Source organism: Flavobacterium granuli, from assembly GCF_031456055.1.
GTDB lineage: Bacteria > Bacteroidota > Bacteroidia > Flavobacteriales > Flavobacteriaceae > Flavobacterium > Flavobacterium granuli_A.
In genome coordinates, this window is the sequence record NZ_JAVDTX010000001.1 from 158146 (window position 1) to 178696 (window position 20551).

A 20551-nucleotide genomic window follows, 5' to 3' on the forward strand; every position below is an offset into this window, starting at 1 on the left:
TTATTGCTTCTCTTTCGTCAAAACCATATTCGTCAATTTGCAAAGTGAAACTAAATTCCCGGCTTCATCCGTAATTTTAATTTCCCAAAGATGTAAACTTCTTCCTTTATGGATAATTCTGGCAGTACCAATAACAAAGCCTTCACGAATACTTTTTAAATGATTGGCTGAAATTTCGATACCACGTACTTCTTGGTTTTTATCATTAATAAAAAAATGCGAAGCGGCACTCCCAACACTTTCTGCCAAAGCCACCGAAGCACCTCCATGCAACAACCCCATAGGTTGATGCACTGAAGAATTCACAGGCATTTTGGCAACAAGAAATCCTTCGCCTGCATCTATAAACTCGATATTTAATGTTTCCATCAAAGTGTTTTTGGAAAACTGATTGCAATATTCGAGCATTTTATCTTTATCTATTGTCATATCTTGATTTTAAAGATTGTAAAAATACGCTAAATTGATAATTCAAAAAAGAAATAAATGAAATGCTACAGAAACTAAAAATCTAATCCCTCTAACAAAGCCATAAATCTAATTTATTGCTATTTTTACAAAAAATAAAACGAAATGCGTCGAATCACCTTACTGATTTTAACTGGAATTATACTTTCAATTTGCTCCTGTCGTAGTGATTTTGAAACCGTGACCAGTACTGGTGATTTAACTTTTTCAAAAGACACCGTTTATTTGGATACGGTTTTTACCAATTTGAGTTCGAGTACTTACGCCCTAAAAGTATATAACCATTCCAAAAAGGACATCAACATACCGATCATAAAATTTGCTAATGGAGCAAACTCAAAATACAGAATGTCCGTTGATGGTGCTCAGGGTAATCAAGGAAAGATGTTCGAAAATGTTACACTATTAGCCAAAGACAGTCTGTATATCTTTATAGAAACAACCGTAGAAAGTGATAACACTACCCCAACCGAATTCCTATATACAGACCAAATTGAATTTGACAGTGGCGCGAGTCTTCAGAAAGTGGAATTAGTAACTTTGGTACAAGACGCCATTTTATTATACCCAAACCGCAATGCAGATGGAACCACAGAAACGCTCCCAATTGGGAATGAAAAAATAAAGGGTTTTTATTTGGACAAAAATGACCCAATTCATGGGAACGAACTTATTTTTACCAATAAAAAAGCCTATGTAATTTACGGATATGCTGCCGTTCCCGAAGGTGAAACCGCAACTTTTGAAGCTGGAGCAAGGGTTTATTTCCATTCTGATTCTGGTCTTATCGTACCCAAAAACGCTTCTATACACATTAACGGCAGCAAGTCCACAACGGATAAACTAGAAAACGAAGTGATTTTCGGAGGCGATCGTCAGCAACCGGATTTCGGTTATATCCCAGGACAATGGGGTACTATTTGGTTACAAAACGGAAGTACCAATAATACAATTCAAAATCTAACACTCAAAAACGCTACTGTTGGACTATTCATTGAAGGCAATGACGGAACAACTGTGCCTATAAAAAACACCCAGATCTACAATTGCACGCATTACGGAATTCAAGCCAAAAATGCTTTAATAGAAGGAGAAAACATCGTTATTAACTACGTTGGACAAGCGAGTTTGGCCTGTACTTACGGCGGAAATTACAAATTCACGCACTCAACCTTCAACAACGACTGGTCGAGTCCTGAACAATCCGCAGTGTACATTAGCAATTATATCGATGGGGCCACTCCTGAAACCAAAGACCTTACTGGAGCAACATTCAATAATTGTATTATTTACGGCTCATATTCGAACGAAATGCTTTTGGACAAAAAATCAGGAGCTGCTTTCGAATATCAATTCAATAATTGCTTAATTAAGTCAAACATTACCAAAGATCCAGATTATCAATTCGACACAGATCCCGTTCATTACAATGCTATTATTCTAAACAAAGACCCAAAATTCTTTAATCCAAATATCAACAATTTTAATATCGACGATACTTCTTCCGCTTTCGCAAAAGGAAATTCAACTTACTTAATTCCGCTTGATATTCTGGGAATTACCAGAACATTACCGCCTGATTTAGGTGCTTATCAAAGTAAACCATTTCCTAAATAAATCAGGACTAAATTTTCATCATAAACCAAAGGAATTATCACGAATTATTCATGTTAATTGGCATTACCTTTTTACCTATTTATTTTTTTTAAGACTTTGCTTATCACATTTGCTCTTACTATATATTTAAACTAAATTTGCACCGTTAAATACAACAAACTACACAACAATGATTCATTTCTTTGAAAACCAAAGCAAAACTGTTTTTGCAGTACAAACGCAAAACGAAATTTCGGCTCAAGACATTTCAAAACTCAACTGGCTATTCGCCGATTCCAATAAAGTAGAAAAATCCGTTTTGTCGGATTTTTTTGTTGGACCTCGTGCCACTATGATTACTCCTTGGAGTACCAATGCGGTGGAAATTACCCAGAACATGGGGATTACTGGAATCATTCGTATCGAAGAATTTCACAAAGTAGCAGCCGATTTCAATGATTTCGACCCTATGCTTTCCCAAAAATATACTGAATTGAATCAAGATATTTTTACGATTCACATTCAACCAGAAGCAATTCTCAACATTGATGATATTGCTACTTATAACAAAACAGAAGGTTTGGCTTTAAGCCAAGAAGAAGTGGAATATTTGGATAATTTATCAACCAAACTAGGTAGAAAATTAACGGATTCTGAGATTTTTGCTTTCTCTCAAGCCAATTCAGAACACTGTCGTCACAAGATTTTCAACGGAACTTTTGTTATTGACGGTGTGGAAAAAGAAACTTCTCTTTTCAAATTAATCAAAAAAACATCTCAGGAAAACCCTAACGATATAGTTTCGGCTTACAAAGACAACGTTGCTTTTGTAAAAGGACCAAGAGTTCAGCAATTTGCTCCAAAAACTGCAGACAAACCTGATTTTTACGAAATAAAAGAATTTGATTCAGTTATTTCCTTAAAAGCCGAAACACACAATTTTCCAACAACTGTAGAGCCTTTCAACGGAGCTGCAACAGGATCAGGAGGAGAAATTCGTGACCGTTTAGCTGGAGGACAAGGTTCGTTGCCAATGGCAGGAACTGCTGTTTACATGACTTCATATTCTCGTTTGGAGGAAAACAGACCATGGGAAGATGCCGTAGCCGAAAGAAAATGGCTGTATCAAACTCCAATGGACATCTTGATTAAAGCTTCAAACGGAGCTTCAGATTTTGGAAATAAATTTGGACAACCGCTTATTACCGGTTCAGTTTTGACTTTCGAACACCAAGAAAATGACCGCAAAATTGGTTACGACAAAGTAATCATGCAGGCAGGAGGAATTGGCTACGGAAAATTAGATCAAGCAATAAAACACAAACCGCAAGAAGGAGACAAAATTGTTATCCTTGGTGGAGAAAATTATAGAATTGGAATGGGCGGCGCTGCGGTTTCATCAGCAGATACAGGAGCTTTTGGTTCAGGAATTGAATTAAATGCTATCCAACGTTCTAACCCAGAAATGCAAAAACGTGCTGCCAATGCCATTCGTGGTTTGGTGGAAAGCGACAACAACCCAATCGTTTCTATTCACGATCACGGAGCTGGAGGACACTTAAACTGTCTTTCGGAATTGGTTGAAGAAACTGGAGGTTTAATTGATTTGGATAAATTACCTGTTGGTGATCCTACCCTTTCGGCAAAAGAAATCATTGGTAACGAATCTCAAGAAAGAATGGGATTAGTTATTGGTAAAAAAGATATTGATACGTTACAAAGAATCGCAGACAGAGAGCGTTCTCCAATGTACCAAGTGGGTGACGTAACCGGTGACCACCGTTTTACTTTCGAGTCTAAAACTACTGGTTTAAAACCTATGGATTATGCTTTGGAAGATTTCTTCGGAAGTTCTCCAAAAACGGTAATGACCGACAAAACCATCGATTACAACTATGGTGGTTTAGAATATAATGTAAAAAACATCGCAACTTACTTAGAGCAAGTTTTGCAATTGGAAGCTGTTGCCTGTAAAGACTGGTTAACTAACAAAGTTGACCGTTGCGTTGGCGGAAAAGTAGCCAAACAACAATGCGCAGGACCATTGCAATTGCCTTTGAACAATGTTGGCGTAATGGCATTAGATTATCAAGGAAAAGAAGGAGTTGCAACCTCAATTGGGCACTCTCCTATTGCTTCTTTGATTGATCCTGTTGCAGGAACTAGAACAGCTATCGCCGAATCATTATCAAACATTGTTTGGGCTCCAATTAAAGACGGAATGAAAGGGATTTCACTTTCGGCAAACTGGATGTGGGCTTGTAAAAATGCTGGTGAAGATGCTCGTTTGTATGCAGCTGTTGAAGCTTGTTCTGAATTTGCAATCGAATTGGGAATCAACATTCCAACTGGAAAAGATTCACTTTCGATGAAACAAAAATATCCAAACGACGAAGTAATCGCACCGGGAACGGTAATTATTTCTGCTGGTGGAAATTGTATAGACATTCGAAAAGTAGTAGAGCCTGTTTTACAAAAAGACGGCGGTTCTATTTATTATATCAATTTGTCTCAGGACGAATTCAAATTAGGAGGTTCTTCTTTGGCACAAACGCTGAATGTAATCGGAAACGATGCACCAACTATCAAAGATGCCGCTTTTTTCAAAAATGCATTCAATACTCTTCAAGAATTGATTTTAGACAATCAAATCTTGACAGGACACGATATTGGAAGTGGTGGATTGATTACTACTTTATTAGAAATGTGTTTTGCTGATGTTAATTTGGGAGCCAAAATTGACTTCTCTGTTTTCGAAGAAAAAGACATCATCAAATACTTATTCTCTGAAAACATAGCTGTTGTTTTCCAAGCCAATTCAGACGAAGCAGTTGAAGCTAAATTAAACGCCAACAATGTATCTTTCTTCAAACTAGGAACCGCAACAACCGAAGCTACTTTAGACTTTGGTCCTTGCAAATTGGACATTGCTAAATACAGAGATATTTGGTTTAAAACGTCTTTCTTATTAGACCAAAAACAAGCAAAAAACGGAACAGCGCAAGCACGTTTCGACAATTATAAAAACCAAGTATTAAACTATACTTTCCCTACTCACTTTACAGGAAAAAAACCTGTAATTGACGCTTCAAAACCAAGACCAAAAGCAGCAATCATCCGTGAAAAAGGAAGTAACTCCGAGCGCGAAATGGCTAATGCTATGTACTTAGCAGGTTTTGACGTAAAAGACGTTCACATGACTGACTTGATTTCTGGTCGTGAAACATTAGAAGACATTCAATTCATTGGAGCTGTTGGAGGATTCTCTAATTCAGATGTTTTAGGTTCTGCTAAAGGTTGGGCCGGAGCTTTCAAATACAACGAAAAAGCAAACACGGCGTTGAAAAACTTCTTCAAAAGAGAAGATACTTTATCTGTTGGAATTTGTAACGGTTGCCAATTGTTTATGGAATTGGAAGTGATTAACCCTGAACATGAAGTTCACGGAAAAATGCTTCATAACGAAAGTCACAAACACGAAAGTATTTTTACTTCTGTAAAAGTTCAAGAAAACAATTCGGTGATGTTATCAACTTTAGCAGGAAGCACTCTTGGAGTTTGGGTTTCGCATGGTGAAGGAAAATTCAATTTACCATACGCAGAAGACCAATACAACATCGTTGGAAAATACGGTTACGAAGGATATCCTGCAAATCCAAATGGATCGGCGTTCAATACAGCAATGATGTGTGACACAACAGGTCGTCACTTGGTAATGATGCCACATATTGAGCGTTCTACTTTCCAATGGAACTGGGCACATTATCCAAAAGACAGAAATGACGAGGTTACTCCTTGGCACGAAGCTTTTGTGAATGCAAAAAAATGGATTGACAATACTAACAAATAAAATTTTATTGCTCTTACCTAATAAAGCCCGTCTCTAACAATTTTAAGAGACGGGTTTTTCATGAAGATTTTTGCCCTAAAATCTTAATTAACCTAAAAAAAACCAATGATTACTATTCAAAAAAATATTTTTATTATAAGCCTACTACTTTTAATAAATCCAGTATTTGCACAAATTTCAGACGAGTCCTTAAAAATTAATCCTATGTTAGAATTGTATGGTTCTAATGCAAAAACCTTAGAACTAAAAGGAAATGTAACCCAAATGCATGAGCAGCAATTTTCGATAAACGTAAAAGGAAATACAACAGGTGATACTGAATTGGTCAATAATTTTTATAAATTTCACACTGAAGGTTCAACCAAAGAATTTGAACAAAATTACAAGTATATACTTTCAAAAAAGCAGTTTTTTAGCTACACCAACAAAGGTTATATTTCACATGTAGATATTGAGACTGTCAATGTATCCAAAGATAAAGACACAATCAATACCAATTTGGAAAATGAAGCTCAAACTCCAGATTTCTCTACGGTTGATTACAAATATGTCCAAAAGAAAAATATTTTATACAAAGGAGAAGAAATTACAGAAGGTACATCAAAAAAGAAAACTACTCGAAATGAGTACTTTTACCATTTCAATGATGACAATCAAATCGTCCAAATTGATTACCAATCTACAGAAACAACAACAAAATACATTTACGATTCTAATGCACTGGTAAAAGAAGAACATACTTTTAAATCTGGCATTTTATCCCATAAAAATATTTACAAATACGACCGTAACAATAGGCCAATCGACATAATTACAATCAATTCGGATAACAACACAAAATACCCAAATAGAGAAATAATTATCACTTATAAACTTGATGAAAACGGTAACGTAATTGAGAAAAAAATGAACATCTATCTTTATAACTCTAAAGGAATCAAAGAGTTTCTAGAAGGCTTTTTAAATTTATATAATTATACTTATTAGTTGTTTTTTATCTACAATTCCATTTGTATCTTAGCCCAAAATATAATAATTTACAATCATCTTTAATCTATAAAGCAACGCCCCTCGCTTATTAGACTTTTTAAAATTAACCTACATTCATGAAAAAAATTACTTTACTGCTTGCTGCACTTGTATTAAGTGCGACACATTCCTATGCCCAACTTAAAGTTACCAAAATCAGAAACAAAGACAAAGACCACTATATCGCTACGGTCATTGGTTATCCCGTTACTGGTCTTTACACTTACGTAAATCAAATTGAGCCTACAACAATCCTCAATCCAGATGGCTCAGGAATTATACAAAATGAAGATCTTGTAAAAGAAAATATCATTTGGGGAATTGAATGCTCCGAATCTGGAGTTCCAATTTTCAAAGAAGGATTCAACAGCGCTTCATATTCACTTTGGTACAAAAAAAGTAATACATCAAAATCTAAATCAGAAGATGAAAACGAGTGGATTTTACAGTCTTTTTCGATTCATTATGATAAAAAGAAAATGTTTATTTCTGGAGAAAGAGTAAAAGAATATATCGAATAACAATATTCTAAATCAAAAATCTTAAATACTTGTATATCCTCTATTTTACAAGTTAATTTATTCGAAAACTAATTAAAAAAACGCTTTTCTCAATCCAAGTCATTTAAATTACACCATTTCAAGAAATCGATTTCGTTGATTACCAATAATGTAATTATATTAATCATAATTAATCATTGGAAAATAAAAATTATTATTAATTTTTATTTAATTTGCGAAAAAATTTAACAATCATACAATGAGAACGATTACCCGTCTTTTTGATTTTCCTTACTATCAGCTAGAAAATTACAATAAATTAGATGCTTTGGTAACAAAGCAAGATGGTGTTTGGGTGAAAACCTCAACCCAGGAATATCTTGATAAAGCTAATGCAATTTCTAGGGCATTACTAAGAATGGGCATCCAAAAAGATGATAAAATCGCTATCATTTCAAGTAATAATAGAACGGAATGGCATATCATGGATATTGGTATTTTACAGACTGGTGCCCAAAACGTTCCTATCTATCCAACTATTACTCAAGAAGATTATGAATATATTCTAAATCATTCTGAGGCTATGTATGTATTTGTTTCGGATATTGAAGTATACAATAAAGTAAAAAACATAAAAGCAAATGTATCTTCCTTAAAAGAAGTTTTTTCATTCAATGAAATTGAGGGATGTAGAAACTGGAATGAATTATTAAATCTTGGAGAAGACAAAAGCAATCAGGATGTTGTTGAAGATAGAAAAAACAACGTAAAACCAGATGATTTAGCAACTATTATTTATACATCAGGAACAACAGGACGACCAAAAGGAGTTATGTTGTCTCATCGAAATATTGTTTCAAACGTACTTAACAGTGCATCCAGAATTCCTTTCGAAGCAGGAAAAAGTGTGGCATTAAGTTTCCTTCCTATCTGTCATATTTTCGAAAGAATGATCTTATATCTGTACCAATATTATGGTGTTTCAGTATATTTCGGCGAATCTATAGACAAAATTAGTAGCAATTTAAAAGAAGTAAGACCGACCGTAATCACTGCTGTACCAAGACTTTTGGAAAAAGTATATGATAGTATCCTTGCAAAAGGAACCGAATTGAAAGGAATTAAAAAAATGCTTTTCTTTTGGGCTATCGATTTAGGACTTCGTTACGAGCCTTATGGTGCCAATGGTTTTTGGTATGAATCCCAATTAAAAATTGCCCGTAAACTAATTTTCAGCAAATGGAAAGAAGGTTTGGGAGGGAACTTAGATTTAATGGTTTCCGGAAGTGCCGCTTTACAAAAAAGATTGTCCCGCGTATTTGCAGCTGCAGAAATTCCAGTTATGGAAGGTTACGGATTAACCGAAACTTCTCCTGTAATTACTGTAAATGACATGAGAAACAAAGGTTTCAAAGTTGGAACCGTTGGAAAAGCTATTGACAATGTAGAAGTGAAAATTGCCGAAGACGGTGAAATTCTTTGCAAAGGGCCTAATGTCATGATGGGCTATTACAAGGATCCTGTAAAAACAGCCGAAGCTATCATTGATGGATATTTCCATACTGGAGATATTGGTAATGTTGATCAAAACGGATTTTTGACAATTACTGACCGCAAGAAAGAAATGTTTAAAACATCTGGAGGTAAATACATTGCACCACAAATTATCGAAAACACCATGAAACAATCTCGTTTTATCGAGCAGATTATGGTTATTGGTGATGGAGAAAAAATGCCTGGAGCCATGATACAGCCAAATTTTGAATTTGTTAAAGAATGGGCAAAATTACACCATATTGAAATAGGAGAAACAAACCAAGAAATAATTTCCAATCCAAAAGTGATCGACCGTATTAAAGAAGAAGTTGACCATATCAATCCAAAATTTGGAAATTGGGAACAAGTAAAACGTTTCGAATTAACACCAGATGTTTGGTCAATTGGCGGAGGTCACCTTACTCCTACCCTAAAATTAAAAAGAAAAATTATACTGGAAATATACAAAGACCTTTATGAAAAAATATACGGTCATTCTCTGTAACCTTTTTATAATTTAAAACCTCAAAGTCCTGATAGTTACTATCGGGACTTTTTTTTTGTATTTAAAAACTTCTTACCTTCACTGTAATTTAAAAAAACATCATGAGAATAAGAATCTACACAATGCTTTTCATCGGCCTCTTTTTGATTGTAGGTTGCAAAGAAAAACCCGAAGACACAGTTAAATCCAATTATCTGGACTTCTCCAAAAGAGATGATCAATTTACAGGTGGTATCAAAATGATTCCTATCACCACTCCCAAAGGAAATTTCAAAGTTTGGACAAAAACCGTGGGAAACAATCCAACAATCAAAGTATTACTACTTCATGGAGGTCCAGGTCTCACACATGAGCTCTATGAGTCATTTGATGGCTATTTCCCGAACGAAAGTATCGAATACATCTATTATGATCAATTAGGATCTTATTACAGCGATCAGCCGAACGACAATAGTTTATGGACAAATGAACGATTTGTCGAAGAAGTAGAGCAGGTTCGAAAAGCACTAGGCTGTGACAATACTAATTTTTATGTTTTAGGGCAATCCTGGGGTGGAATCCTTGCCATGGAGTACGCCTTAAAATATCAAAAGAATCTCAAAGGACTGATTATTTCCAACATGATGGCCAGTGCACCTGCTTACAACAAATATGCTGACGAAGTACTTGGACCAAAACTTCCAAAAGCTGTTTTTGACCAAATAAAAACATTTGAAAAAAACAAGGATTATACCAATCCTAAATACACTGAACTGCTTTTTAAATATTATTATACCGAACATATTTTAAGAATGCCTATTGACAAATGGCCTGAATCCATCAATAGATGTTTCAAGCACATCAACCCAAACGTATATGTATATATGCAAGGCCCTAGTGAATTTGGAATTACTGGAGATGCCACTTTAAAAGATTGGGATGTCACTGCAAGACTTAAAACGATTACCGTTCCAACTTTGGTAATTGGTGCCAAATACGACACCATGGACCCCAAACATATGGAATGGATGTCACACGAAGTTCAAAACGGACGATTTTTATATTGCCCTAACGGAAGTCATCTTTCGCAATATGATGACCAAAAAAACTATTTCAAAGGTGTGATTCAGTTTTTGAGAGATGTGGATAACGGGGATTTTAAAAAAGGATAATTTTATTATCGAAAATTAATTACACCCAAATTTTAAAAATCAAAAAAACATCATTTCTGTTAAAACAAGAAAATAGTACGCATGCATAATATTTCCCAAACTCCTTATTTTAAAGGAGTTTTTTATTTATATTTATAAAAAATTAAAAAAAAATAAAATTTATTATGCGTGCATAGTATTTTTTTTATTACATTTGAAATCGATATAGTAAAATATGAAAAACAAAACAATAGATTATATCCTAAGAGCAACTTGGCAAGCCGTATCCAGAATGTATAACGAAGAAGCCAACAAATATGACGCAACAATGGCAACTGGATTTGCCTTATTAAGCATCGACAGAGAAGAAGGCACACCTTCAACAGCATTGGGCCCAAGAATGGGAATGGAAGCTACGAGCTTAACCAGAACCCTAAAGTCGATGGAAGAAAAAGGGCTAATAATTAGAAAGAAAAATCCAGAAGACGGTAGAGGAGTTTTGATTTATCTGACCGAATTTGGAAAAGAAAAAAGAGAACTTTCAAGGAATACCGTTTTGAGTTTTAATGAAACTATTAGAAAACATGTTTCAGAGGAAAAACTAAACAATTTCATAGAAGTCGCCGAAACGATCAACGAACTAATTCAGAATAAAAATATATTCAATAAACCAGAAAACGATAATGATGATATCGACAAGATTCAAAAACATTAACAAATAATGATGAATGGCGATAACATATTCAATTAAGAAAAGAAAAAAAATAGTAACTAAGTATGAAACGCACCATTAAAAAAGTAGCAGTAATCGGATCCGGAATTATGGGTTCAGGAATTGCTTGTCATTTTGCCAACATTGGAGTCGAAGTCTTACTTTTGGATATCGTTCCAAGAGAATTGACTGATGCCGAAGCCAAAAAAGGACTTACACTTGAAAGTAAAATTGTTCGCAACCGACTGGTAAACGAACATTTGGCCAACTCCTTAAAATCGAAGCCCTCTCCTATTTACAGTCAAAAATTCGCAAGCCGAATCACAACTGGAAACACTACGGACGATATGGCAAAGATTGCCAATGTAGATTGGATTATCGAAGTGGTTGTGGAGCGTTTGGACATCAAAAAATTGGTTTTTGAGCAAATTGAAAAATTCAGAAAACCGGGAACTTTGGTTACATCCAACACTTCTGGTATTCCAATTCATTTCATGAGCGAAGGACGTAGCGAAGATTTCCAAAAGCATTTCTGTGGTACTCACTTTTTTAACCCTGCGCGTTACTTAAAATTATTCGAAATTATTCCTGGTCCGCAAACTTCTTCTGAAGTTTTGGATTTCTTAACCATATACGGAGAGAAATTCTTGGGTAAAACTTCGGTTGTTGCCAAAGATACTCCAGCATTTATCGGAAACCGTATTGGTATTTACGGAATCCAAAGTTTGTTCCACTTGGTAAAAGAATTGGGATTGACTATTGAAGAAGTAGATAAATTGACAGGACCGGTTATTGGTCGTCCAAAATCGGCTACTTTCAGAACTGTAGATGTTGTTGGATTAGATACTTTGGTACATGTTGCCAACGGAATCTACGAAAACTGCCCAACAGACGAACAACACGAATTGTTCAAACTTCCAGAATTTGTAAATAAAATGATGGAAAACAAATGGTTGGGAAGCAAAACTGGTCAAGGTTTCTACAAAAAAGTAGACAAAGACATTCTTTCTTTGGACTTGGATACTCTTGAATACCGTCCTGCCAAAAGAGCTTCTTTTGCTACTTTGGAATTGACAAAAACAATCGACAAACCAATCAACAGATTTAAGGTTTTAGTTAAAGGAAAAGATAAAGCGGGTGAATTCTACAGAAAAAGTTTCTCTGGAATGTTTGCTTACGTTTCCAACCGTATTCCTGAAATCTCTGATGAATTATACAAAATAGACGACGCCATGAAAGCTGGTTTTGGATGGGAAAATGGTCCATTCGAAATTTGGGATGCCATTGGTGTTCAAAATGGAATCGAAATCATGAAAGCCGAAGGTCTTGAGCCTGCAGCTTGGGTTACCGAAATGCTTGCTTCTGGAAGTACTAGTTTTTATACTGTAAAAGAAGGAGCTACTTATTTCTACAATATTCCAACGAAATCTCAAACTAAAGTTCCTGGTCAAGATGCATTTATCATTCTGAACAACATTCGCGAAAGTAAAAAAGTTTGGAGCAATAGTGGAGCTATCATACAAGATTTAGGAGACGGAATTTTGAACTTAGAATTCCAATCTAAAATGAATACAATTGGTGGTGATGTTTTACAAGCTATCAACAAAGCAATTGACTTATCTGAAAAAGAATACCAAGGTTTAGTTATTGGAAACCAAGCAGCGAATTTCTCTGTTGGTGCCAATATCGGAATGATATTTATGATGGCGGTGGAGCAAGAATATGATGAGTTGAATATGGCTATCAAAATGTTCCAAGACACTATGATGCGTGTGCGTTATTCTGGAATCCCTGTTGTGGTTGCTCCTCACGGAATGACTTTTGGTGGTGGTTGCGAAATGAGCTTACATGCTGATAAAGTGGTTGCAGCTGCAGAAACTTATATGGGATTAGTTGAATTTGGAGTTGGGGTAATTCCTGGCGGTGGAGGTTCGAAAGAACTGGCCATGCGTGCATCCGATTTATTCCGTAAAAACGATGTTGAACTGAATGTTTTACAAGAATATTTCATGACCATCGCAATGGCAAAAGTATCTACTTCGGCTTATGAAGCTTTTGACACAGGACTTTTACAACATGGTAAAGATATCGTTGTTGTAAACAAAGACCGTCAAATTGCCGAAGCCAAAAAACACGCGTTGTTAATGGCAGAAGCTGGTTATACACAACCTATCCGCAGAACAGATGTAAAAGTTTTAGGTAAACAAGCATTGGGAATGTTCTTGGTAGGAACTAACCAAATGGTTGCCGGTAAATACATCTCAGAGCACGATTTGAAAATTGCAAACAAACTGGCTTATGTTATGGCTGGTGGTGATTTATCAGAACACACTTTGGTATCTGAGCAATATTTATTAGACATCGAGCGTGAAGCTTTCTTGTCACTTTGTACCGAAAGAAAAACATTGGAGAGAATTCAATTTATGTTAACCAAAGGGAAACCTCTAAGAAACTAAGAAATGAAAACAGCATATATAGTTAAAGCTTATCGTACTGCGGTAGGAAAAGCACCAAAAGGAGTTTTTAGATTTAAAAGACCTGATGAATTGGCTGCAGAAACCATTCAATACATGATGAATGAGTTGCCTGATTTTGACAAAACACGTATTGATGACGTTATGGTAGGAAACGCCATGCCGGAAGCAGAACAAGGTTTGAACGTAGGACGTTTGATCTCTTTGATGGGATTAAAAGTAGACGATGTACCTGGAGTTACCGTAAACAGATATTGTGCTTCAGGATTGGAAACAATCGGAATGGCAACTGCCAAAATCCAATCAGGAATGGCACATTGTATCATTGCTGGTGGAGCCGAAAGTATGAGTTATATTCCAATGGGAGGTTACAAACCTACTCCGGATTATGCTGTTGCAAAAGCAGGACACGAGGATTACTACTGGGGAATGGGATTGACATCCGAAGCGGTGGCTAAACAATTCAACATTTCTCGTGCAGACCAAGATGAATTTGCTTTTCAATCACACAATAAAGCTTTGAAAGCTCAAGCTGAAGGTAAATTTGACAAACAAATTGTACCTATCACAGTAGAACAAACTTTTATCAATGAAAATGGTAAAAAAGAAACCAAATCATATGTTGTAAACAAAGACGAAGGCCCAAGAGCTGGAACTTCTTTAGAAGCATTGGCTGGTCTTAGAGCTGTCTTTGCTGCCGATGGAAGTGTTACAGCCGGTAACTCTTCTCAAATGAGTGATGGTGCAGCTTTCGTACTGGTTATGAGCGAAGAAATGGTAAAAGAATTAAATCTTCAACCTATCGCTCGTTTGGTAAACTTCGCCTCTGCAGGTGTTGAGCCAAGAATTATGGGAATTGGACCTGTAAAAGCCATTCCAAAAGCGTTGAAACAAGCAGGATTGACTCTAAATGATATTGATTTAATTGAATTGAACGAAGCTTTTGCTTCACAAGCATTGGCAGTTACTCGCGAGCTAAACTTGAATCCTGACATTATCAATGTGAATGGTGGAGCTATTGCCTTGGGTCACCCTCTAGGTTGTACCGGAGCCAAATTATCTGTTCAATTGTTTGATGAGATGAAACGCAGAGGAAGCAAATATGGAATTGTTTCTATGTGTGTTGGAACTGGACAAGGTTCTGCAGGGATATTCGAATTAATTTAATTAAAAAAGTCTATTACTAAAAAAAATAAAAAATGAGCGATAAAACAAGAGGTGGTCAATTCATCGTAAAAGAAACAAAATGTGAAGATATTTTCACACCTGAAGATTTCAATGAAGAGCAATTAATGATGCGTGACTCTGTAAGAGAGTTCGTTGATAAAGAATTGTGGGCACACAAAGATCGTTTTGAGAAAAAAGATTACGGCTATACACAAGAGTGTATGAAAAAGGCAGGAGATCTTGGTTTCTTAAGCGTAGCTGTACCTGAAGCTTATGGCGGAATGGGAATGGGATTTGTAAATACCGTTTTGGTATGTGATTATATTTCGGGAGCAACGGGTTCATTCTCGACTGCTTTTGGAGCTCACACCGGAATTGGGACAATGCCAATCACATTATATGGAACTGAAGAACAAAAACAAAAATACGTACCAAAATTAGCTTCTGGGGAATGGTTTGGAGCATATTGCTTGACTGAGCCAGGTGCTGGTTCTGATGCTAACTCTGGGAAAACTAAAGCTGTTTTATCAGAAGACGGAAAAACATATTCTATCACTGGACAAAAAATGTGGATTTCGAATGCAGGATTCTGTTCTGTTTTCATCGTATTCGCAAGAATTGGAGATGACAAAAACATCACTGGATTTATCGTAGAAAACACTCCTGATAATGGAATTTCAATGAATGAAGAAGAGCATAAATTAGGTATTCGTGCTTCTTCTACTCGTCAGGTTTTCTTCAATGAGACTAAAGTTCCTGCTGAAAACATGTTGTCTGAAAGAGGAAATGGTTTCAAAATCGCAATGAACGCCTTGAACGTAGGTCGTATCAAATTGGCAGCAGCTTGTTTGGACGCTCAACGTAGAGTAATCACAGGAGCGGTGAACTATTCAAATGAAAGAATCCAGTTTAATACTGCTATTTCTCAATTTGGAGCTATCCGTTCTAAATTGGCTGAAATGGCAACTTCTTGCTACGCAGGAGAAAGTGCTTCTTACCGTGCAGCAAAAGATATTGAAGATCGTATTGCCGAACGTGAAGCTGCTGGTGCTTCACACCAAGAGTCAGAATTAAAAGGTGTTGAAGAATATGCTATCGAGTGTTCTATCTTGAAAGTAGCTGTTTCTGAAGACGTTCAAAACTGTGCTGACGAAGGAATCCAAATCTTTGGTGGAATGGGATTCTCAGAAGACACACCTATGGAAAGTGCTTGGAGAGATGCTCGTATTGCTCGTATCTACGAGGGAACAAACGAAATCAACAGAATGCTTTCTGTTGGTATGTTGATCAAAAAAGCAATGAAAGGGCACGTTGATTTGCTAGGACCTGCTTCTAAAGTACAAGAAGAATTAATGGGAATTCCATCTTTTGATACTCCAGACTATTCTGAATTGTTTGCAGAAGAAAAAGAAATGATTGCAAAATTGAAAAAAGTATTCCTTATGGTTGCTGGTGGTGCCGTTCAAAAATACGGAGCTGACTTAGATGCACACCAACAATTATTGATGGCTGCCTCTGATATTTTGATCGAAATTTATGTAGCTGAAAGTACGATCTTAAGAACCGAAAAATTAGCAAAAACTAACGGTGCCGATAAAGTAAAAGAGCAAATCGCAATGGCACAATTGTACTTGTACGAAGCAGTTGATATCATTACTCAAAAAGGAAAAGAAGGAATTGTTTCTTTTGCCGAAGGCGATGAACAACGCATGATGTTAATGGGATTACGTCGTTTTACTAAATACACAAATATGCCAAATGTTGTTGGTTTAAGAGAAACAATCACAACAAAATTAGTTGCAGAAAACGCATACTGTTTCTAATATAAAAATCTTTTTTAGTTTTTATTTGTAAAAAGCCGCTATTGTCCCTGAATGACAAAGCGGCTTTTTTATTGGATAATTACAGACACGGAATACAAATCCACATCATCGGACCTAACTAGCTTTTAGATTAAGCCAGTCCATTTTATGGTTTAATTCTTGATTATTTTTTTTACGATTTCTCCTTTGGAATTTTTAATTTTAACTAAATAAACTGCACTTGCAAGCTTATTCATTTCTATTGCAGTCTTGGATGATTGTAATGATAAATTTTGCAATAACTGTCCCTGCAAATTAAATATTTCAGCTGTAGTATTTTCATAATCTTTCAATTCAATAATAAGCTTATCATTAGAGTTGATGTAAACTAATACAGAGTCATTTTCTTTATTCTCTTTTTTAGTACCTAATGAAGAACTCCTATTGATTTTATATAAGTCATAATCCAGTTGAAAAAATACGTCATCTCCAATAGCAGTTAAATCATCAATATAATTTAAATCCAAAAAATTGTTATTATTATCAACGACCTTATAAGCTTTTGTATTTAAATCTGTACCATCTGTAAAACCTATATAATTACTATTACTCCCGTTATCATCATAGAATATAATTTTCCCAATCAATTGTCCATTATCATCAAAAGCCAATCTCCCTTCAATATTTGCTCCACCAAAAGAATAAGTTAGATTATTGCCATTTGAAATAAGATGTGGTGTGTCATTACCGTTAATTGAGTATGTTCTTCGCTTGTCTGTTGTATCATCATAACCGCTAAATGTAATGTTATTACCAGATTTAAAAACATTTGTTACATAAGAAGTACTTGTAAAAACAGAATAAGTTCCAACTTCGGTACCATCAGTCCTCATTAGATAGCTATTAGAATTTGTAGGGTCCTGATAAGAGAAATAAGCAATATCATTTAATGTCACTAAAGTATGCATCCATTTCTTAGTTGTAGTTTTATCAGAAGCACCAGCCGCAATATTTAAAGGAGATTGACTGCCTGGCACTATATCTTTTAAAAGAATAGTACCCTCAGAAGTTCCATCACTTACATACACTTCATAACCTATGTTATCACCTGATTTTTTTTCTCCCCAAAAAATCAATTTATTTCCCATTACTTGCAAATCATAAAATTTTTCAAAACTAGAAATAAAAACAGGTAATGATGATGCGTCAGATAACTTATACAATCCTACTTTTGATTCGCCTCCATATGATGTCAAAAAGTACAATTCATTATTCATTACCTGCCAAAAACTAATAGGATACACACCTGTGGCAACAGTTGGAGCTGAGCTGCCATCATGTTTATATACCTTTTGTCCTCCAGGTAATCCATCAGATGCATTAAAAAAAACATGATTGTCAAAATTTATATATGTGGTCGGTACACTGGAATACACCCAATCCGATTCATTGGCATGTACATCGGCCAACAGGAAGGTTCCCGATGATGTCCCATTTGTTACATAAGGCTCTGCTTCAACAAAATCAGGAGTAAGATTAGCGTATATTCCTAAATAATAGTTCCCATTTAAAGAAGCCATACCATTAAAACCTTGATAACCTCTTTGATAATCATAATTAGAAAATTGGTCTGTTACAAATGTTGTGGTTTTACTACTAGAATTATAAAACCAGAGTTCCATAACTTTCGAGCTTTTTTCTGCAAATAATAACAAATCATTTCCAATGGGTTGAATAGATTTTAATTTAAGGTTATCTAGTCCAAAATCATGAACTTTTTCTCCAACCACTGTTAAACCATCATAATCTGTAGTACCAGATTGAGCATTAACAATATTGCCAAAACTAATTGTGGCTATTATTGATATTAAAATTGATTTGTGTAATTTTCTTTTCATAAATTAAATTTAAATTTTTTGAATACTTTTCATGCCTATAATCTACCACAATTGCTATAAAAAATCTTGCCCCGTTTGTTTCTTAAACATGGCAACAATATCAGTCAATTAAAAGCCATTTTTTTATTCTTCAAATATAACCAAAGATTTAAATATGCATAAAAAAATTACTCCCTTTCTATATTTAGATTGTGGTAAACCTCGACTACTCAATTAAATAGTTTTCGACAATGATTTTATTTAGCGTATCTCCCACCCGATGACGCGGATATATCTCCAAAATGATAGTGCGGTTTTGTAAACCGTGCCCACAAAGAGAAGCTACAAAACAAGTATATATAAAAATAAGAAAGTCATTTCATTACAATATGGCTTTCTTATTTTTACATCATTATTATAGGTGTGTTGAGGGTTGCGAAATTCTCTGTACGTATGTCTTTGTGAGGAACGAAGCACCCGAACGAAGCGAACTGAGCGTTAACTAATCTCATCTCGCATTTCCTTTCGAATGATTTCTTGCCTTTTCATTTATTAGTGAGGTTGCTTCATTCCTCGCAATGTTTCAGTTTAAGCAAATGCTTATTGAAATAATTTGTTAGAATAACTAAATATCTCATTCTAAAGTAAATTGCGTGAGGATAGAAATAAGCTACCGAAGTATCATGAATAGCCCGACCCTGTTAAGAAAAAAGCCCGACTCACCGTTGCGATGAATAGGGCTTTTTTCTTAAAGGGGGCACGCCCAAGTTATTTTTCTAATTTAGAAAAATGAAGTGTTGGTGATTATTATACTGTTGTGCTTTCGGGGTCGTCATCCATCCAAGCGGCAAATAATTTGTAACCAATAGAAAATATAATTGGTCCCACAAATAAGCCTACGAATCCAGACATCATAAATCCACCGATTACACCTAGGAAAATAACTAGCATAGGTACTAAAGCTCCTTTTCCTAACAGTAGCGGTTTTAGGACATTATCAGAAAGTCCACTTACGATAAAAAATACAGACCATAAGGCCGCCGCGGTGGTATTATCTAGTGAAAACAGATAAGCAATTACCCCAAGATTGACAATGATAGGCCCTACTTGAATAATGGAAAGCATCAAACAAACGACTGTTAACACTCCAGCAAAAGGGATTCCAGCACCAAAAAGTCCCACGGCTTGGATGAGAGTTTGGATAACAGCAACGCCTAATATCCCTTTGACAACTTGGTATACCGTTGACACTGAAATTTCCAAAAATTCATCTCCCGAACCACCAGAAATTCTCTTGATGAAATTGGTAGCCAAATCTTGCGCACTTTTCGACACCATCAATACGCCTGCTATAATTACCGATAGGACTACCTGTAACAAAGCAACGGTTGAACTTAGAACACTTCCCAATAATTTTTTTGACAATTCTACAATTTGTTCTTTGTATTCTACTACACCAGCTTTTAAATCTGTAGATAAAGTATATAAAAAGTCGTATGCTTTATCCCCTATTATCGGCCAGTCTTTGATGTTTTGTCCCGGGGCTGCCACTTTCAAAGTACCGTTCTCAACACCAGTTTTCAATTCAGTAATATTTGCGGTAACCGTATTTACAAACATTACGGTTGGCGCAATAATAATTATTAGTAGGACTGCAACAATTATGAATGAAGCCCAACTTTTGCGTCCTTTCAGTTTTTTTTGCAGAAAATCGTATCCTGGATATAGAACTATTGCCAATATAATCGCCCACAGAATTGGCATCATAAATGGCAATAAAAGTTTGATACAAAATCCTAAAATTAGGAAAACTAGTCCTAGCTGTAAAATGACTTCAAAAAGCTGTTTGCTTTTGTATGGGTTTGAATTTTCCATAAAAATTGATTTAAAGATTAGTTAAAATTA

At 35.4% G+C, this 20551-nt stretch carries 13 protein-coding genes; 10 read left to right on the forward strand and 3 right to left on the reverse strand.

Annotation, left to right across the window (positions count from 1 at the left end; genetic code table 11):
* Entirely contained in the window at positions 1-429 is a 429-nt protein-coding gene (locus J2W95_RS00700; protein WP_310002902.1) for a PaaI family thioesterase, read from the reverse strand.
* A gap of 144 nt (positions 430-573) precedes the next feature.
* Here J2W95_RS00700 and J2W95_RS00705 point away from each other — a divergent pair, with 144 nt between their 5' ends.
* From J2W95_RS00705 to J2W95_RS00750, 10 genes are all read left to right on the forward strand, one after another.
* Positions 574-2085 (forward strand): hypothetical protein, encoded by a 1512-nt coding sequence (locus J2W95_RS00705; protein ID WP_310002904.1) that lies wholly within the window; start codon positions 574-576, stop codon positions 2083-2085.
* 169 nt (positions 2086-2254) lie between these two features.
* Positions 2255-5914, forward strand: coding sequence for a phosphoribosylformylglycinamidine synthase (purL, locus tag J2W95_RS00710; RefSeq protein ID WP_310002906.1), 3660 nt, complete (start codon positions 2255-2257; stop codon positions 5912-5914).
* Positions 5915-6118: 204 nt separating this feature from the next.
* Positions 6119-6901, forward strand: a complete 783-nt coding sequence (locus J2W95_RS00715) for a hypothetical protein (protein WP_310002907.1) — start codon at positions 6119-6121, stop codon at positions 6899-6901.
* A 119-nt stretch (positions 6902-7020) separates the two neighbouring features.
* The gene (locus J2W95_RS00720) at positions 7021-7464 is read left to right on the forward strand and encodes a hypothetical protein (RefSeq protein ID WP_310002909.1); all 444 of its coding nucleotides are present in this window, start codon (positions 7021-7023) and stop codon (positions 7462-7464) included.
* Positions 7465-7702: 238 nt separating this feature from the next.
* Positions 7703-9484 carry an AMP-dependent synthetase/ligase gene (locus tag J2W95_RS00725; protein WP_310002911.1) on the forward strand — a complete coding sequence of 594 codons (1782 nt, stop codon included), beginning with the start codon at positions 7703-7705 and terminating at the stop codon, positions 9482-9484.
* A 101-nt stretch (positions 9485-9585) separates the two neighbouring features.
* Positions 9586-10635: a proline iminopeptidase-family hydrolase gene (locus J2W95_RS00730; protein WP_310002912.1), complete on the forward strand. Its 1050-nt coding sequence runs from the start codon at positions 9586-9588 to the stop codon at positions 10633-10635.
* Between the two features lie 214 nt (positions 10636-10849).
* Positions 10850-11329, forward strand: a complete 480-nt coding sequence (locus J2W95_RS00735; protein ID WP_310002914.1) for a MarR family winged helix-turn-helix transcriptional regulator — start codon at positions 10850-10852, stop codon at positions 11327-11329.
* A gap of 62 nt (positions 11330-11391) precedes the next feature.
* On the forward strand, positions 11392-13782 hold the full coding sequence (locus tag J2W95_RS00740; RefSeq protein ID WP_310002916.1) for a 3-hydroxyacyl-CoA dehydrogenase/enoyl-CoA hydratase family protein: 2391 nt from the start codon (positions 11392-11394) through the stop codon (positions 13780-13782).
* A 3-nt stretch (positions 13783-13785) separates the two neighbouring features.
* Positions 13786-14967 carry an acetyl-CoA C-acyltransferase gene (locus J2W95_RS00745; protein WP_310002917.1) on the forward strand — a complete coding sequence of 394 codons (1182 nt, stop codon included), beginning with the start codon at positions 13786-13788 and terminating at the stop codon, positions 14965-14967.
* Between the two features lie 32 nt (positions 14968-14999).
* Positions 15000-16790 carry an acyl-CoA dehydrogenase family protein gene (locus J2W95_RS00750; RefSeq protein WP_310002919.1) on the forward strand — a complete coding sequence of 597 codons (1791 nt, stop codon included), beginning with the start codon at positions 15000-15002 and terminating at the stop codon, positions 16788-16790.
* A 152-nt stretch (positions 16791-16942) separates the two neighbouring features.
* Here J2W95_RS00750 and J2W95_RS00755 read toward each other — a convergent pair whose 3' ends face one another.
* Positions 16943-18667, reverse strand: coding sequence for a T9SS type A sorting domain-containing protein (locus J2W95_RS00755; protein WP_310002921.1), 1725 nt, complete (start codon positions 18665-18667; stop codon positions 16943-16945).
* Positions 18668-19453: 786 nt separating this feature from the next.
* Entirely contained in the window at positions 19454-20521 is a 1068-nt protein-coding gene (locus J2W95_RS00760; RefSeq protein ID WP_310002923.1) for an AI-2E family transporter, read from the reverse strand.
* Positions 20522-20551 lie beyond the last annotated feature (30 nt).